This window comes from Halomonas sp. 111, assembly GCF_052379685.1.
GTDB classification, from domain to species: domain Bacteria; phylum Pseudomonadota; class Gammaproteobacteria; order Pseudomonadales; family Halomonadaceae; genus Vreelandella; species Vreelandella citrativorans.
In genome coordinates, this window is sequence record NZ_JBQSYV010000001.1 from 188,650 (window position 1) to 202,778 (window position 14,129).

At 52.5% G+C, this 14,129-nt stretch carries 16 protein-coding genes; 9 read left to right on the top strand and 7 right to left on the bottom strand.

The features are described 5' to 3' along the window. Positions 1 to 31: 31 nt before the first annotated feature. Positions 32 to 997, bottom strand: a complete 966-nt coding sequence (locus ACT3T7_RS00885; protein WP_444629791.1) for a sugar-binding transcriptional regulator — start codon at positions 995 to 997, stop codon at positions 32 to 34. A 166-nt stretch (positions 998 to 1,163) separates the two neighbouring features. Here ACT3T7_RS00885 and ACT3T7_RS00890 point away from each other — a divergent pair, with 166 nt between their 5' ends. After that, positions 1,164 to 1,475, top strand: a complete 312-nt coding sequence (locus ACT3T7_RS00890) for an NGG1p interacting factor NIF3 (protein WP_444629792.1) — start codon at positions 1,164 to 1,166, stop codon at positions 1,473 to 1,475. A gap of 11 nt (positions 1,476 to 1,486) precedes the next feature. On the opposite strand, the gene ACT3T7_RS00895 is transcribed toward ACT3T7_RS00890, so the two are convergent. Beyond that, positions 1,487 to 2,044, bottom strand: a complete 558-nt coding sequence (locus ACT3T7_RS00895) for an NUDIX hydrolase (protein WP_192528441.1) — start codon at positions 2,042 to 2,044, stop codon at positions 1,487 to 1,489. Between the two features lie 91 nt (positions 2,045 to 2,135). On the opposite strand from ACT3T7_RS00895, the gene ACT3T7_RS00900 reads away from it, so the two are divergent. From ACT3T7_RS00900 to ACT3T7_RS00910, 3 genes are all read left to right on the top strand, one after another. Further along, positions 2,136 to 2,798 carry a CoA pyrophosphatase gene (locus ACT3T7_RS00900; protein WP_176372256.1) on the top strand — a complete coding sequence of 221 codons (663 nt, stop codon included), beginning with the start codon at positions 2,136 to 2,138 and terminating at the stop codon, positions 2,796 to 2,798. Next, on the top strand, positions 2,795 to 3,463 hold the full coding sequence (locus ACT3T7_RS00905; protein ID WP_192528439.1) for a 2OG-Fe(II) oxygenase: 669 nt from the start codon (positions 2,795 to 2,797) through the stop codon (positions 3,461 to 3,463). The genes ACT3T7_RS00900 and ACT3T7_RS00905 overlap by 4 nt, the downstream gene beginning before the upstream one ends. A 479-nt stretch (positions 3,464 to 3,942) precedes the next feature. Further along, positions 3,943 to 4,374, top strand: coding sequence for a PRC-barrel domain-containing protein (locus tag ACT3T7_RS00910; RefSeq protein WP_087111734.1), 432 nt, complete (start codon positions 3,943 to 3,945; stop codon positions 4,372 to 4,374). A gap of 331 nt (positions 4,375 to 4,705) precedes the next feature. On the opposite strand, the gene ACT3T7_RS00915 is transcribed toward ACT3T7_RS00910, so the two are convergent. Then, positions 4,706 to 5,128 (bottom strand): OsmC family protein, encoded by a 423-nt coding sequence (locus ACT3T7_RS00915; RefSeq protein WP_192528438.1) that lies wholly within the window; start codon positions 5,126 to 5,128, stop codon positions 4,706 to 4,708. Positions 5,129 to 5,372: 244 nt separating this feature from the next. On the opposite strand from ACT3T7_RS00915, the gene ACT3T7_RS00920 reads away from it, so the two are divergent. Beyond that, on the top strand, positions 5,373 to 6,278 hold the full coding sequence (locus ACT3T7_RS00920; RefSeq protein WP_192528437.1) for a DMT family transporter: 906 nt from the start codon (positions 5,373 to 5,375) through the stop codon (positions 6,276 to 6,278). Here the strand turns inward: ACT3T7_RS00920 and ACT3T7_RS00925 are convergent. The 3 genes from ACT3T7_RS00925 to ACT3T7_RS00935 form a co-directional block, all read right to left on the bottom strand. Further along, a complete protein-coding gene (locus ACT3T7_RS00925) occupies positions 6,232 to 7,080 on the bottom strand; it encodes an MOSC domain-containing protein (protein WP_444629793.1) in 849 nt (282 codons plus the stop codon). The two genes, ACT3T7_RS00920 and ACT3T7_RS00925, sit on opposite strands and share 47 nt — an antisense overlap. 92 nt (positions 7,081 to 7,172) lie before the next feature. Beyond that, positions 7,173 to 8,168 carry a gluconate operon transcriptional repressor GntR gene (gene gntR / locus ACT3T7_RS00930; RefSeq protein ID WP_087111728.1) on the bottom strand — a complete coding sequence of 332 codons (996 nt, stop codon included), beginning with the start codon at positions 8,166 to 8,168 and terminating at the stop codon, positions 7,173 to 7,175. 26 nt (positions 8,169 to 8,194) lie between these two features. After that, on the bottom strand, positions 8,195 to 8,725 hold the full coding sequence (locus tag ACT3T7_RS00935; protein WP_444629794.1) for a gluconokinase: 531 nt from the start codon (positions 8,723 to 8,725) through the stop codon (positions 8,195 to 8,197). Positions 8,726 to 9,224: 499 nt separating this feature from the next. Here ACT3T7_RS00935 and ACT3T7_RS00940 point away from each other — a divergent pair, with 499 nt between their 5' ends. Continuing rightward, positions 9,225 to 9,650, top strand: coding sequence for an organic hydroperoxide resistance protein (locus ACT3T7_RS00940; protein ID WP_444629795.1), 426 nt, complete (start codon positions 9,225 to 9,227; stop codon positions 9,648 to 9,650). A 21-nt stretch (positions 9,651 to 9,671) separates the two neighbouring features. On the opposite strand, the gene ACT3T7_RS00945 is transcribed toward ACT3T7_RS00940, so the two are convergent. Further along, positions 9,672 to 10,367, bottom strand: a complete 696-nt coding sequence (locus ACT3T7_RS00945) for an aspartate/glutamate racemase family protein (protein WP_444622711.1) — start codon at positions 10,365 to 10,367, stop codon at positions 9,672 to 9,674. A gap of 158 nt (positions 10,368 to 10,525) precedes the next feature. Between ACT3T7_RS00945 and yghU the strand changes: the two genes are divergently transcribed. The 3 genes from yghU to ACT3T7_RS00960 all read left to right on the top strand — a co-directional run bounded on the left by yghU (position 10,526) and on the right by ACT3T7_RS00960 (position 14,003). Beyond that, positions 10,526 to 11,386: a glutathione-dependent disulfide-bond oxidoreductase gene (gene yghU, locus ACT3T7_RS00950; RefSeq protein ID WP_087111718.1), complete on the top strand. Its 861-nt coding sequence runs from the start codon at positions 10,526 to 10,528 to the stop codon at positions 11,384 to 11,386. A 730-nt stretch (positions 11,387 to 12,116) separates the two neighbouring features. Beyond that, positions 12,117 to 13,769, top strand: a complete 1,653-nt coding sequence (locus tag ACT3T7_RS00955) for a sodium:solute symporter family protein (RefSeq protein WP_444629796.1) — start codon at positions 12,117 to 12,119, stop codon at positions 13,767 to 13,769. A 102-nt stretch (positions 13,770 to 13,871) separates the two neighbouring features. Further along, positions 13,872 to 14,003 (top strand): putative transporter small subunit, encoded by a 132-nt coding sequence (locus ACT3T7_RS00960; RefSeq protein WP_216657919.1) that lies wholly within the window; start codon positions 13,872 to 13,874, stop codon positions 14,001 to 14,003. Positions 14,004 to 14,129: the final 126 nt, after the last annotated feature.

Here is a 14,129-nt window from a genome sequence, read left to right on the forward strand (position 1 = left end):
AGACTTTATGGTTACGCCTCTTTTTAACGCGCTACGCTTGGCGGGAATGTAACCGCTCAACAATGCGCCGTGCCGCCACTTCATCAGTGATTAATCCTTTTAACCAGCCGCCTTTTAGCGCCGCATGAATGCCTAACGCTTTATCGTAGCCACCGGCTATCGCGACCATAAGATGCTTTCCAAAATGCTCAAGCGGCAAGCTTGTCACGCGCCGAGTAATGGAGCAGTCAATGACTTCGCCTTGGCTATTTAACGGCCAGCCGAGCAGTTCCCCCACGGCTTCCAAGCCCAACAACTCATCAAGCTCGCGCTCACTAATAAAGTGGTCCTGGAACAACGTCGCCTGGCGGTCGATTCGCCCCACCCCAATAAACGCGGCTTCCGACGTCCGAGCCACATTGGCGATAGCTTGAAACAGGCGCTGGGAAAGCATTGCGTTTTTCTCGTCAATCGATTCGGCCACCACCGGCGCTGGCAGTAAGAACCGCTCGCCGCCGGTTTTGTCAGCCAATAACATCACCGCGTCGTAGCGGTTGGCCGAGCCATCCCGGGCGACATTCCCCACCAGCGACACAAACCGGTGCTGGGGCCGCTCCGTTCGATCAAGCGCTTCTACCGCTGCCCGCACAGAGCGTCCACTACCCAGTGATAGCGTCAACGGCTCGCTACGCTCAACCAACTTGCCGATGCGCTCTGCCCCGGCAACACCCAGGTAGTGCGTGGCATTTTCCGAAGATACCGTCTCAGCGGGCACTACATCGCAAAAGGTCAGCCCAAAATGTTCACGCAGCGTGTGACCAAGCGTCATGCAGCTCGAAATAGGATGGTCAATATGCACCTTCACCAACCCTTCCTGGCGCGCAAACGCCAACAGACGCTGTACGCCTGGCCGGGAAACACCCAACTGGCTTGCGATTTCATCCTGCGTTAGGCCGCCCACATACGACATCCAGGCGGCTCTGGCCGCTTGGTCCAACTTCACCTCAAATTTATCCATCGGTTGGCATCCTGCCTTTATTGATAACGTGACGATAACCATATTCACAAAAGCGTCATCATACAAAGCTAATCATGCGACCAGAAGCCGTCTGTTCGCTAATATGTCACTAGGCTGTGCTTTAAGCGCCATTTTTTTAAAGACACGTTTTTAACAGGAGTATGGCATGTATAAGCTTGCGTTTTTTGTGCCCATTGACGATGCCGAAAGCGTTAAAGAAGCCGTTTTCGAGACGGGCGCCGGGCGAATCGGCAACTATGAAGCCTGCTGCTTTCAAACCCGTGGCACCGGTCAGTTTCGTCCGCTTTCGGGTGCTGCCCCGCATATCGGCGCAGTCGGAACACTCGAGCACATTGAAGAGGTTAAGGTGGAGCTCGTTTGCCAAGACACCTGCATACACGCGGCTATCGCCGCGCTTAAGCTTGCCCACCCTTATGAAGAAGTCGCTTATGATGTTTGGCAGCTTGCCGAGCTTTAACGCTTGCTCAATCAGGCGCTACCAAAGTAACGTTCACGATCCTCAGATGTGATCGTGCCCGTATGTAGCGGAAAGTGATGGTGGAGCCGGTCCCGGTAGAAATGATGCAGCGTTCGCTCAATGGTTGGAAAGGCAATCTCATCCCAAGGGATTTCATGCTCATCAAACAAGGCGACCTCAAGGCTTTCAACACCAGCGCTAAAGCCACCGACAAGCTCTGCGCGAAAAATCATGTACACCTGATTAATATGCGGTAAGTCAATCAGGGTATAAAGGTCGCCCAGGAGCACCTCGGCATGCGCTTCCTCACGGGTTTCGCGGGCGGCAGCCTGTTGCGTCGTTTCCGCGTTTTCCATATACCCGGCAGGCAACGTCCAGTAGCCTTTACGAGGTGAGATGGCACGTTTGCATAACAAGACTTTGGAGCCACTGACGGGTAGCGTTCCAGCGACAATGCGCGGGTTTTGGTAGTGAATAGTACCGCAGGCATCGCATAGGTAGCGCGGCCGGTCATCACCTTCGGGGACCGCGAAACGTACGTTATCGCCGCACTGGCTGCAAAAATTCATGGCATATTCCTACGGCTAAATGGCACACGTTATCGATGCTTGACGCACATAACCACTGCTGGGTAAAAGGGACAAAGTGACGGGATACCCCATGTTAGAGAATCTACGCAAACGGCTGCAACAGCTCAACCCTCAAAGGCTGGACCAATTTCAGATGCGCGAAGCCGCTGTGCTGATTCCTGTGGTTGATCGCGCATCGCCTACCTTGCTGTTTACACGCAGGGCAAGCCACTTAGCTACCCATAGCGGTCAGGTTGCGTTTCCCGGCGGCAAACGCGAGCCGGAAGATACGGATCTTTACGCCACAGCGCTGCGCGAAGCTCAGGAAGAGATCGCTCTTGACCCAGCGGTGGTCGAGCCGCTAGGCCGACTTTCAGATGTGATTTCGCTGCATGGCCTGCGGGTAACTCCGTGGGTGGGCATTATTCCACCGGATTTGCCTTTGGTCGCAGACCTCGGTGAATTAGACGCTATCTTTGAAGTCCCACTTAGCCACTTTTTAGAGGACCAACGTACCCATACAGATGTCATTCCTGTCGATGGCGTGCCTCATTACGTGCCTAGCTACCACGTGGATGGCCATGTGATTTGGGGGCTTTCAGCGATGATGCTTGTCGAGTTGTTAGCCGAAGGATTTGGCATGCCCATCGACTTATATCAACAACCCCCAGGTATACTACGGCACTATCCCGAACGTACCAGCCGACTGCCCGCTGACCGCCACCCGGCGATGCCGAAGAGTATACGCAAATGATGCTTTCAAACTTCACCACGTCGCCCGTGTTAACGCCCGCTGTACAAGTAGCGATTGTTGATGCGCTGGTGGAGCAAGGCTGGTATGTGGGGCGCGCGGCGATCAATCTTGATCTTTGCCACGCCTTACACCGTGAGCTTTCGCACATGGCCGAGCATGATGCGCTTGAAGAAGCCGGGATTGGCCGAGGTCAGCAGCATCATTTGCGCAAGGATATTCGCGGTGATGCCATCCACTGGCTGGACCGTCAAAGTGAAGCCCAACGCCACTATCTTGATGCAATGGGCGAGCTACAGCAGTCGCTTAACCAGGCGCTGTTTTTAGGCCTTTTTGAGTATGAAGCGCATTTTGCCCACTATCCGGCGGGCGCTTTTTACCAGCGCCATTTGGACAGCTTTCGCGGCCGCGCCAACCGGGTAATTTCTACCGTTGGCTATTTAAATCCTCAATGGCCAAGCGATGGCGGCGGCGAAATGGTGATCTATCATCCTGATGATGCCAGCAAGGAAGTTGCCCGTGTTGTACCGGAAGCCGGAACGTTTGCCTGCTTTTTGTCAGAAACCGTTCCTCACGAGGTGCTTCCCACCCACCAACCACGCGCCAGCATTGCTGGCTGGTTTAGGCGTAATGCTTCGCTAGGCGGTGTACTGGACCCTGCCCGCTAGGCTTTGTACGAAAACTGCTACTTAACCCCTATCAAAGCGGCATACATACCCCAGAGAAGTCTTCTCAAAAGAGGCAGGCTTCCATGCCACCCTGACACAGCCGCAGTTAACTAGCACCACGAACTTTCCATTGATTGTAAAGCCTTGCCAACCGTCCTTAAAAATCCGATATTTAAAAAATATATTAATAATACTATTGAAAAACAGAGTACAACGACTACATTGATATTGTGTCAGATACGGAGCTTCACACAACCGTAACAAGGCTTTTTAATTGCAAACAACGCTTAAAGCATACTTTGCAACTGATCATCAAGCCTTTGACACCTAATGTATATTCTGCATTTTAAGGAAAGGCAAAGGCAGCGGTTCAAGCATCACTGCCTGGTTCATAAACTGGATCGCTCTGAATCGTTAACTTCCACTATTTGATTTAGACACCAACGTAAGATACTGAGCCTTATCAAGGAGCAAGAGGAATGAAAATGATCAAATCAGCCGTCATTGGTACACTAATGGTTCCTGCTTTCATGCTAGCAGCGGGTAATGTAAGTGCCGAAGAAACAACATCAACGACCGTTGAAGTTGAAGCAACCTATCTGACCAGTGTGCCAGAAAACGTTTTCTACTCAGACTCCCTTAAGGGCCATCATGTTAAAAGCACCGTCGAAGATGACGAGAATATCGGCACTATCCACGACCTGATTATTGATGAGAGTGGTCAAGTGACCGCTGTGATCATCGGTGTTGGCGGCTTCCTTGGCATGGGTGAAAAAGATGTCGCCATCGAGTGGGATTCACTCGAACTGATCTGGGATGCGGAAGGTAACAAATATGATGTCCGCGTTAACGCTTCAAAAGAAGCGCTTGAAGAAGCCGCTGAATTTGAGCGTGACGAAGTAGACGCATAAAGCAACCTTCGTACACTAGTTCTAAAAGCCTTAGCTTCTGCTAAGGCTTTTTATTTTATCTAGCGTTTAAAATATAGTGTATATTTGAGCGCTATAACGCAGTCAAACATGCACACCAAGCGCTTAGTATAAAATCAACAACATCAAATATTTTTACTTTTCAGACACCTTATAAAGCTCACTCTCTTCACCTTTCCGCTATATCAGCCTACACACTAAACGGCATGCACTAGCGTTTTATTGTTTTATAATTTCGACCTACCACCCATTATAAAATTTTGGCTATTAAAAAAGCGCTACGTTATTAAACGTAGCGCTAATCAATAAAGTGCTAGCCTTTTAGCTGGGCCGTCATGCTGATTTCAGCATTGAGCACTTTTGATACGGGACAATTTTCCTTGGCCTTTTGAGCGGCCTCTTTGAAGCTCTCTTCATCGGCACCACTTACTTCAGCGGTGACATCCAGATGAATGTTAGAAATGCTAAAGCCTGCTGAATCCTGCTTAAGCTTAACGCTGGCAGTGGTATCAATAGCATCAGCGGTATAACCAGCCTCGCCTAAAACTTTGGAAAGCGCCATTGAAAAGCAGCTGGCATGCGCGGCGCCAATCAGCTCTTCCGGATTGGTGCCCTTTTCGTCTTCAAAACGCTGTTTGAAGGAGTAATTAGCACTGAGAGCGCCACTTTCGGTTGAAACGGTGCCTTTTCCATCCTTCAGTCCACCTTCCCAACGTGCGCTAGCTTTACGATCCATGAAAAACTCCTTATCAGTGATAGCGAAAGACCTGATTGATCAGTGGATACTGATATGATCAAAAAAGGTTGAATGGTCACTCGCATAGAGCAACTAACCACCCCGTTCAGCGTAGCTGATTTTTAGCACCGTGCCGAACTCAGATGATGAGTGCTTCCCAGGCCGCGCTAACCCTCTTATGCTACCCAGCAGAGTGAAATCAGCAAGCCGAAAGCACTCTGTACGCCAACGTCAAGGACACGTCATGTCATCAGCGGATGCGCTGCGCCTGGTCATACTCTCCTCACTTTGGGGCCTGTCGTTTATTTTCATGCGCGTTGCATCGCCGGAGTTTGGCGCTATCCCGCTTGTTTTAGTGCGCATGGGCGTTGGGGCGCTGTTGCTTATCCCGCTGCTGCTCAGCGTTCACTATTTGCGGCTTATTTGGCAGCATAAAGGGCCGTTGCTATTACTAGGCATCATGAACCATGTGCTGCCGTTTTCGCTGCTGGCGCTGGCAACAACACGGCTGGAGGCTGGTTTTACCTCGTTGATTAACGCCACCACGCCCATTTTTACGGCTCTATTAGGCGCGCTGTTCTTTGCCACGCCTATACAGCGCCAGCAGTATTTAGGGCTGGCGCTTGCCTTGGCGGGAGTCTATGTGCTTTCTGCTAATAGGCTGGACTTTGCCTTGGGCGGCGATGGCTGGTTTATCATTGCCGTATTAGGGGCAACCTTTTGCTACGGCATGGCGGGCAATTACTCCAAAACACGCTTGGGCCATTTGCCGCCTCGGGTACTTGCCGCAGGCAGCTGCGCAATGTCAGCCTTGGTGCTTCTTATCCCCGGCATTTTACTTTGGCCCAGCGAGCCGATTAGCCCGCTTGCCTGGGGCAACGCCATAGCACTTGCTGTATTCAGCACTACGCTGGCTTTTTTACTCTATTTTGGTTTGTTAGCCAGCGCAGGTGCCACGGCCGCATCAACCGTTACATTCCTGGTACCCGTTAGCGCCCTGTTGTGGGGCTATTTACTCCTGGGTGAGACGCTTAGCCTTCAGATCGTTATAGGCATGGTAATTACCCTGCTCGGCACGGCTGTGGCCACCCGACTGCTGCGGCTCAAGCGCCACGCGCCTCAGCCACCAGCGTATCCCCCACATGAATAATGCTTCCTTCACCACGATGCAGCGTCGCGTTCTGTCCAAAATAAGCGCCTTTTAATTCAGGCTGGGTATTCAGGCCTATTAACGTTTTAAGCGGCTCGGCAGGCTCAGGTATCTGGGCCGTTTGCTGGTCTACCGTGGTAATTTTGCAGCGTTTGCATGGTTTTCGCAGAATAAGTTCAAATGCTCCATTACTAGCCTGTAGCGCTTGCCAACCATCTTCAGCCCATGGCTTGTCGGTTTCGACCACAATATTGGGCCGAAAACGGTTCATGGGAATAGCCTGACAACCACTCTCCTCAAGGGCACGGTTGAGCGCATTGAGAGAGCCGGTTGAAGCAATCAGAAAGGGGTAACCATCAGCAAAAAGCGTGTCGGCGTCATCCCCGTTTAAAAACGCCGTTTCTATCGGACGTTTAAACTGCGTGTCGAAACGGACCAGGCTCAGGCCACTGCCCTGTTCACCTAAAGCAGCTTCCAGCCAGCTTGAAACGTCGCTGCTTTCAGGCCACGCCTTACAGTGATCATTCCAGACCTGAACGATACGTAGGTTGCCGCTCGGTTCTGCAAGCGGTATCGAAAGTGGCTCAACATTGGGGTGCGAAAGTACCAAGGCGTCGGTGGTTAAGGCCACTTCTACCGTGGCTAACGCAGGCCGCTGGCGTTGAGTCACAAAGCGCTGCTGCGTATCAACCAGCATCCAGCGGCGGTCCCATGCAAGGCCGGTGGGCAGCAGTTCACTGCGGGTAAGGCTGATACCCTTTAAAGATTTGACCGGATAAATATTGAGCTCGGAGATATGCACGATAGCCTCGATACAAACGAAAATGGTTACTCTAACCAGCAAGCGCACTTATCACCAGTGCGGCTTCTCTTTAATAGCCCGATGAAAACCTGCTATAGCGTGGCGCCTGTCTCTATGCGATAGCCCAAGTCGACCGTATGATCAGCCACCGCTTCGCCCTGAATCCTGGCCAGCAGTGCTTGCGCGGCAGCCTCGCCAATGGCTTGGCGTGGCGTGATGACACTAGCAAGCTTTGGCGTCATTGCCTGCCCCACGTCGTGACCGTGGAAACCCGCAATCGCCATCTGCCCAGGCACGTTAATACCACGGCGCTGACACTCAAAATACGCCCCAACGGCCACGTCATCGTTGGTGCAGAAAATACCATCCGTATGGGGGTAGTCGTTTAAAATTTGCTCTAGAAGCGCTGCCCCTACGCTGTAAGAGGAGCGTTGGCTGCTATGCAGCGTTACCGGTGTTAGACCGTGCTGCTCCATCGCCTGGCGGTAGCCCTGCTCACGTTGCAGCGTGCGCTCATCCAGCCGCACAGCCAGATAAATAATCTGCTGCCGACCATGGCGAATCATTTCACTCACCATATCAAACGCCGCGGCGACGTTGTCGTAGCCTACCGCCTGCTGTAACGGCTTATGATGAGTGTCCATGATTTCCACCACAGGAATACCAGCGGTTTCCAGCATTCGCAGCGTGCGGGGAGTGTGATGATGGTCCGAAAGAATCACCCCATCCACGTTGTAAGAAAGCACCGATGCCAAGCTTCGCTCTTCAACGGCCGGGCTATACCCATAGTGAGACAGCATAAGATGATAACCGGCAGGCTCGGTACGTTTCTCAATTCCCACGATGACATCAGCAAAGACCTGGTTCGTCAGCGAAGGAACCAGTACGCCAATAGAGTGGCTGGTAGCACGCGAAAGTAGATCCGGCGCTCGGTTGGGAATATAGCCGACCTGCTCGGCCACGCTAAGAATACGCTCGCGCAAGCCTTCTGAAACAGTTTCCGGGTCTCTTAGGCAACGACTCACCGTCATTTTGGTTGCCCCGACCTGGTCAGCAATAGTTTGTAGCGTTGGGCGTTTTTTCTTCAAACGGGATACTGCCTCTATAACAACGATTAGCTGGATGGCGAAGGTAGCCACACATTGAGTGTGCCAGTAAATCGGCTCACAATCTCCTCTGGTGAGAGCGCAATGGACAGGCTAACGGCCTCATCATCACCCGGCGGTTGTAAATCGGCAAGCTGGCTGGCCAGCATGTTATCTCCTTTAAAGAAGTGCCCTTCTCTGGTGGCCAGGCGCTCACGCAATAGCTCAGCACTTCCTTCCAGGTACAGAATTTGCAGCGCTGAATCGCCCTTGCGCAAACAATCCCGATAACGCCGCTTTAAGCCCGAACACGCAATCACCGCCGTTTCATTCCGGGCCTGGTAGTGAGCAAACAGTGACGACAGCTTCTCAAGCCACTCCTGACGATCATCATCATTAAGCGGCGTTCCACCCGCCATTTTGGCTACGTTAGCAGGCGGGTGATAATCATCACCGTCAATAAACGTAGCATTCATGGCGGCTGCCAACTGCTGGCCAATGTGGGATTTTCCGCAGCCGGAGGCACCCATCACCAAAATACGATAAGAAGTAGGGTTCATTAGATAAATTCTCCGAGCTTAAGGCCTGATTTGCGAGGGCACACAACCATTGTTGTCAGGATGACTGGCAGGGTGTGGATTGAATGGATATCTACAGCCTGAATACCGTGCTGTTACCGGTAACAATTGCTTAAAGATTAAAAGACCCAGCACAAGCGTGTCAAAGCAAAACCGCCCTTTTACAACCAACGTCTAGCGCTGGTAAGCGAGCGTATGACACGCTACATTAACCCATTGCATCAAGTAGGGAGCCGACATGCCCGCGTTAGGCTCTGTCTGAAAAGTGTCTGCGCTCGACAATACGGCGTTAAAAATTGGCTCAAAATACTCATTTACACATGTAAACTCCGTTTTTTCGCCAATTTTTGCCTTGTCTTGTCTTCGCTCGTCGACTTTTCAGACAAACCCTAGAACCTTGTAGGCTAGAGCCGTGCAGTGAGCTGGAACTTGATCATCATTAAAAGACGTCCCTATTACTCGTCCCAAAAAGGAAACTGCTATGTCTATCGAAAAAATTGCTTACCGCGCCCATGCCCACGCGACCGGTGGCCGTGAAGGCAGTGCCAAGTCGTCTGACGGCGCGCTGGACGTCAAACTCAGCACTCCCAAGGAGCTGGGCGGAGCAGGCGGTGAGGGTACCAACCCGGAGCAGCTGTTTGCGGCAGGTTACTCTGCTTGCTTTTTAGGCGCTCTAAAACATGTTGCCAGCCAGGAAAAAGTAACGCTTCCCCAGGATACCACCATTGAAGGCAGTGTAGGTATTGGTGCCATTCCTACCGGCTTTGGTATCGAAGTCGAGCTAACAATCAGCCTTCCCGGCATTGACAAGAGCATCGCTCAGGATCTGGTCGACAAGGCCCATATCGTATGCCCTTACTCCAACGCTACCCGTGGCAATATCGACGTTACCCTAACGCTTGCTTAACGTTTTAGCGTTAACCACCCGTTAATTATTAAGCGCACGCTCCACTGCTCCGCTAGCATGCAGGGCAGTGGTATCGTAAAGCGGCACAGCGGTATGTGCTTGCTCTACCAGTAAGGCAATTTCTGTACAGCCTAGAATGACCGCCTGAGCGCCCTGTTGATGCAGGCTGGCGATCACCTTCAGATAGTGCTCACGGGAGTCATCGTTGATCTTCCCTTGGCATAGCTCATCGAAAATAATGCGATGAACCGTCTCGCGTTGCCCCTCCTCTGGCACCACGACCTCAATGCCAAATGTGTCCCGCAAACGCGCCTTGTAGAAATCCTGTTCCATCGTAAAGCGCGTACCCAACAAGCCAACACGCGTTATACCGTCCTTTCGCAGCTGCTCAGCGGTCGCATCAGCGATGTGTAACAGCGGGATGCTGATAGCGTGCTCAATCGCGGGTGCCACTTTATGCATGGTATTGGTGGCCAGCAGTAAAAAGTCAGCGCCTGCTAGCTCAATATTGTACGCCGCCTCAGCAAGAATTTTTCCAGCGGTTTCCCAATCCCCCTGCTTTTGCAGCGCCTCAATCTCAGCAAAATCGACACTCACCATGGCAATTTTGGCCGAGTGGAGACCGCCCAGCGCGTGTTTTACGCCCTCGTTCAAGGCGCGATAATAGCTTTGCGTGGACTCCCAGCTCATTCCGCCCAGCACCCCAATGGTTTGCATGATTGCCTCCCTGGTGACTTATCCGTCATTTTATTACACGGCTAATTATTCTCGCCCCTTGTACCTGCGTTTTACTACCCTCATAGAGTACCTATTACGTTTGAATTGATTATTTTTACCACCGGGCGCTGCCCGCGACACGTCACAGCGAGGCCATGATGAGCGATACGTCTTACACCCCACCGCGCGTTTGGAAATGGGAACCGGGCAATGGCGGTAAATTTGCCAACATTAACCGACCTATCGCGGGGCCTACTCACGATAAAGCGCTGCCCGTTGGTAAACACCCGCTTCAGCTCTACTCATTGGCCACCCCCAATGGCGTTAAAGTGACCATCATGCTTGAGGAGCTATTAGCAAAAGGCATCGAAGCCGCTGAGTATGACGCTTACTTGATCCAAATCGGTGAAGGCGATCAGTTCGGCAGCGGATTTGTAGACGTTAATCCCAACTCCAAAATCCCGGCGTTGATGGACCACAGCACTAACCCGCCTCAGCGCGTTTTTGAGTCAGGCGCTATTCTTCTCTACTTGGCTGAAAAATTTTCCGCCTTCTTGCCCACCGACCCAGCCAAGCGTACCGAGTGCCTTTCCTGGTTATTCTGGCAGATGGGCAGCGGCCCGATACTCGGCGGTGGCTTTGGTCACTTCTACGCTTACGCTCCTGAAAAGTACCAGTACCCTATCGACCGTTACACCATGGAAGTAAAGCGCCAGCTCGATGTACTTGACCGCCATTTGGCCAATAACCGCTATATGGCGGGCGATGAGTACACCATTGCGGATATGGCGATTTACCCCTGGTATGGCGCCCTGGTGAAAAACCGCGTTTACGAAGCGGCTGAATTTCTGGAAGCGCACACGTATACAAACATGCTCCGCTGGGCAGAAGAACTTGATGCACGCCCTGCCGTACAACGGGGCCGTATGGTTAACCGCACATTTGGCGAGCCCAGCGAACAGCTGCATGAACGCCACGATGCCAGCGACTTTGAGCATAAAACCCAGGATAAGCTATAGCGTATAAGGGTTAGCCAAGCAGCTAGCCACGGCATAAAAAACGGCCTTCGGGCCGTTTTTTATATGCGCTCACAAGCTAGTAATAGCAAATCGCTCTCTGCCAGAAAAGGGTGGGTGGCACGAACCGAGACCTCCCATATTTTCAGAAGCGCAGGATAGTCGGCGCGAGTGGCGTTATTTATCGTCACTTGAGCATGGGTCAAGGACCTCAATCCACCAGGCAGGATGCATAGCATCAAAATCTGTGCGGATATTAGCGGACAGATAGCTGGCGGAATCCAGCACCACAGGCTGCCCATTGATGCGCTGAAATACCACCCAGTGCCAAATTAGCGGCCCGTCCCAAGCCTTCTGTTTTTAGTGAGCCAACCTGGGGCGGATATGTTCGCGCCTCACTTCAACTATCACATGTCGGCGTGGGCGTCAACCTGTACTGTTCGAGCGTAAAGGCGTAAGGTACCTCTTCGGTTCGACCTTGCCACCGCTTTATTGCGTTCGCTATTACGCATCATGGCAAGCGTTGACCTGGCCCCCCTATCTAGGGCTTAAGGTGTTTCCAGCACCTGACGCTTGCAAGTGCAAGGCCAGACTGCCAACCGCAGTCTTATCTCGCTACAGACATACCTAGAAAGATGTTCTGTTTTTTTGCTCACGTCCTGTGGCGACCTTTCCGACAACGGAACGCTGGTTGCTATTTAGGATGCTGGGCTGCAAAACCTATGGGTATTCCATGTACAACGAAAACTTCTATCAATTCTCGACCCTGACGGTCCTCGCTTTACTGGTGTTCTTTTACGGCGGCACTTATCTGCTGACCCTACTGATCAAGGAGAAAAAGGAAAATACCGACGCCTTCATGGTGTCTAACCATCAGATCGGCTTTGGCCTTGGCGCCGCCAGCATGACCGCCACCTGGATCTGGGCTGCCTCCTTTTACGCCGCTGCGACCTCGGGTTATACCTATGGCATCTCAGGCCCCCTGCATTACGGGTTGTGGGGCGCGTTGATGATCCTGTTCATCTACCCCTTTGGCCGTCGCTTTCGCAAGCTGGCGCCCAATGCGCACACTCTGGGTGAGCTGATCCACGCCCGGCATGGCGCCTCCAGCCAGTTGATTCTTGCCTCCTCCAACATACTCGGCAGTATCATCAGCCTGATGGTCAACTTCACGGCGTCCGGCGCACTGGTCTCAGTGCTCTCACCACTCTCCTTTCAAGCCGGGGTGGTGATCGCAGGCGTTGGGGTGCTGTCTTACACGCTATGGTCGGGGTTCCGCGCTTCGGTCCTTACTGACTTTGCCCAACTGATGGCGATGATGGCCATCGCCATTCTAATCATCCCCGCAGTGATGTTCGCAATCGGCGGGCCGGAAACGCTATTGAACGGCATGAGTCTGCTCACTCCAGAACAGGCAAATCTGTTCTCGGTGGACGCCATCCTCAATCAGGGCGCCCCTTTCTTTGTAGCGGTGCTGGCCTACGCGATTGGTAACCAGACTATCTCCCAACGCCTGTTCGCCGTGCGTGAAGACCATATCAAACCGACCTTTATCACCGCGACCATTGGCTACGGTGCGATTGTTATCGGCTTGGGCATGATTGGCTTGATGGCGCTGATGACCGGCATGGAGCCCATGAATGGCGACATGAATAACCTGATCCCGCAGATGGTCTCGATGTACCTCTCGCCGGTATTTATTGGACTGTTCTTTATTCTTGTGATCGGCTCGCTCTCCTCAACCGCTGACTCGGACCTTTCTGCCATGTCTGCGATTGTCATGGCCGATATCTATGGCAAGAACATTGCGAAAAACAAGCCCGACCCGACCAGGATGCTGTTTATTGGCAGGTTGACCATGATTGTGGCGACGCTGATTGGGGTGATTCTCGCCAGCTTCTCCATGGACATTCTTATCATGCTGATTTTCGTTGGCGCGCTCTGGGGCGCAATTGTCTTCCCGGTGATCGCCAGCTGTTTCTGGAGCCGGGTCACCAACACGGCGTTTACCTCGGCGGTAATCGCAGGCCTGGTGATGTTCTGCATCGCACGATTTGAACTGCTGCCTATGGTCGGCCTAACCGCAGGGCTATTTGAGTTGCTGGCCTCCGTAGGCGGAGGTGTAGTGCTTGGCCTGATGGCCTTTGGATTCTGCGGTCGCCGTGCCGGTTTGATTGTCGGCGCACTCAGCACTCTTGTTTTGGCCTACTTCTGTGTTGGCTTCCTGCGGGACTACACGGTGCTAATGGCTTCATTAATGGCCTACGGTGTCAGCACGATTGTGTGCATCAGCGTCAGCCTGATGAGCTCAAGCAAGTTCGACTTCGCGCAGATTAATCAGGACGTCATCAACTATGACCCGGCTAAGCCTGCTACTCGGGCCTAAGCGCTCTGTGACAAGGGCTGGGCAATAAGCCCTGTGTAAGACGTTGAAATCACTTCATCCGCTGGTGCGCCATAGCGCACCAGCCAAACATTAGGAAAACACATGCAAACTTTTATATTGGCGTTATATGTATTGATCTGGCCGCTAATCTCACTCTCCGTACTGGGCGTCATCGGCCTGGCCACACTAAAAGACATTCTTGCGGCGCGGCGTGATAAGCGGGGACTGGTGTAACGTAGTAATTAATCGCTGAATAGTGGCAATGCAAACAGGCAAGGAAGCAGGAGTGGCAAAGGATTGCCGTGAGGTGGCTTTTTAGCGCCGATACGTCAAATGCGTCATCACTCAACCCACGTCAGG

Excerpts from the sequence above, each read along its gene's own strand:
- ACT3T7_RS00885 (WP_444629791.1), bottom strand. The coding sequence starts at position 997 with ATGGATAAATTTGAGGTGAAGTTGGACCAAGCGGCCAGAGCCGCCTGG.
- ACT3T7_RS00890 (WP_444629792.1), top strand. The coding sequence starts at position 1,164 with ATGTATAAGCTTGCGTTTTTTGTGCCCATTGACGATGCCGAAAGCGTT.
- ACT3T7_RS00895 (WP_192528441.1), bottom strand. The coding sequence starts at position 2,044 with ATGAATTTTTGCAGCCAGTGCGGCGATAACGTACGTTTCGCGGTCCCC.
- ACT3T7_RS00900 (WP_176372256.1), top strand. The coding sequence starts at position 2,136 with ATGTTAGAGAATCTACGCAAACGGCTGCAACAGCTCAACCCTCAAAGG.
- ACT3T7_RS00905 (WP_192528439.1), top strand. The coding sequence starts at position 2,795 with ATGATGCTTTCAAACTTCACCACGTCGCCCGTGTTAACGCCCGCTGTA.
- ACT3T7_RS00910 (WP_087111734.1), top strand. The coding sequence starts at position 3,943 with ATGAAAATGATCAAATCAGCCGTCATTGGTACACTAATGGTTCCTGCT.
- ACT3T7_RS00915 (WP_192528438.1), bottom strand. The coding sequence starts at position 5,128 with ATGGATCGTAAAGCTAGCGCACGTTGGGAAGGTGGACTGAAGGATGGA.
- ACT3T7_RS00920 (WP_192528437.1), top strand. The coding sequence starts at position 5,373 with ATGTCATCAGCGGATGCGCTGCGCCTGGTCATACTCTCCTCACTTTGG.
- ACT3T7_RS00935 (WP_444629794.1), bottom strand. The coding sequence starts at position 8,725 with ATGAACCCTACTTCTTATCGTATTTTGGTGATGGGTGCCTCCGGCTGC.
- ACT3T7_RS00940 (WP_444629795.1), top strand. The coding sequence starts at position 9,225 with ATGTCTATCGAAAAAATTGCTTACCGCGCCCATGCCCACGCGACCGGT.
- ACT3T7_RS00945 (WP_444622711.1), bottom strand. The coding sequence starts at position 10,367 with ATGCAAACCATTGGGGTGCTGGGCGGAATGAGCTGGGAGTCCACGCAA.
- yghU (WP_087111718.1), top strand. The coding sequence starts at position 10,526 with ATGAGCGATACGTCTTACACCCCACCGCGCGTTTGGAAATGGGAACCG.
- ACT3T7_RS00955 (WP_444629796.1), top strand. The coding sequence starts at position 12,117 with ATGTACAACGAAAACTTCTATCAATTCTCGACCCTGACGGTCCTCGCT.
- ACT3T7_RS00960 (WP_216657919.1), top strand. The coding sequence starts at position 13,872 with ATGCAAACTTTTATATTGGCGTTATATGTATTGATCTGGCCGCTAATC.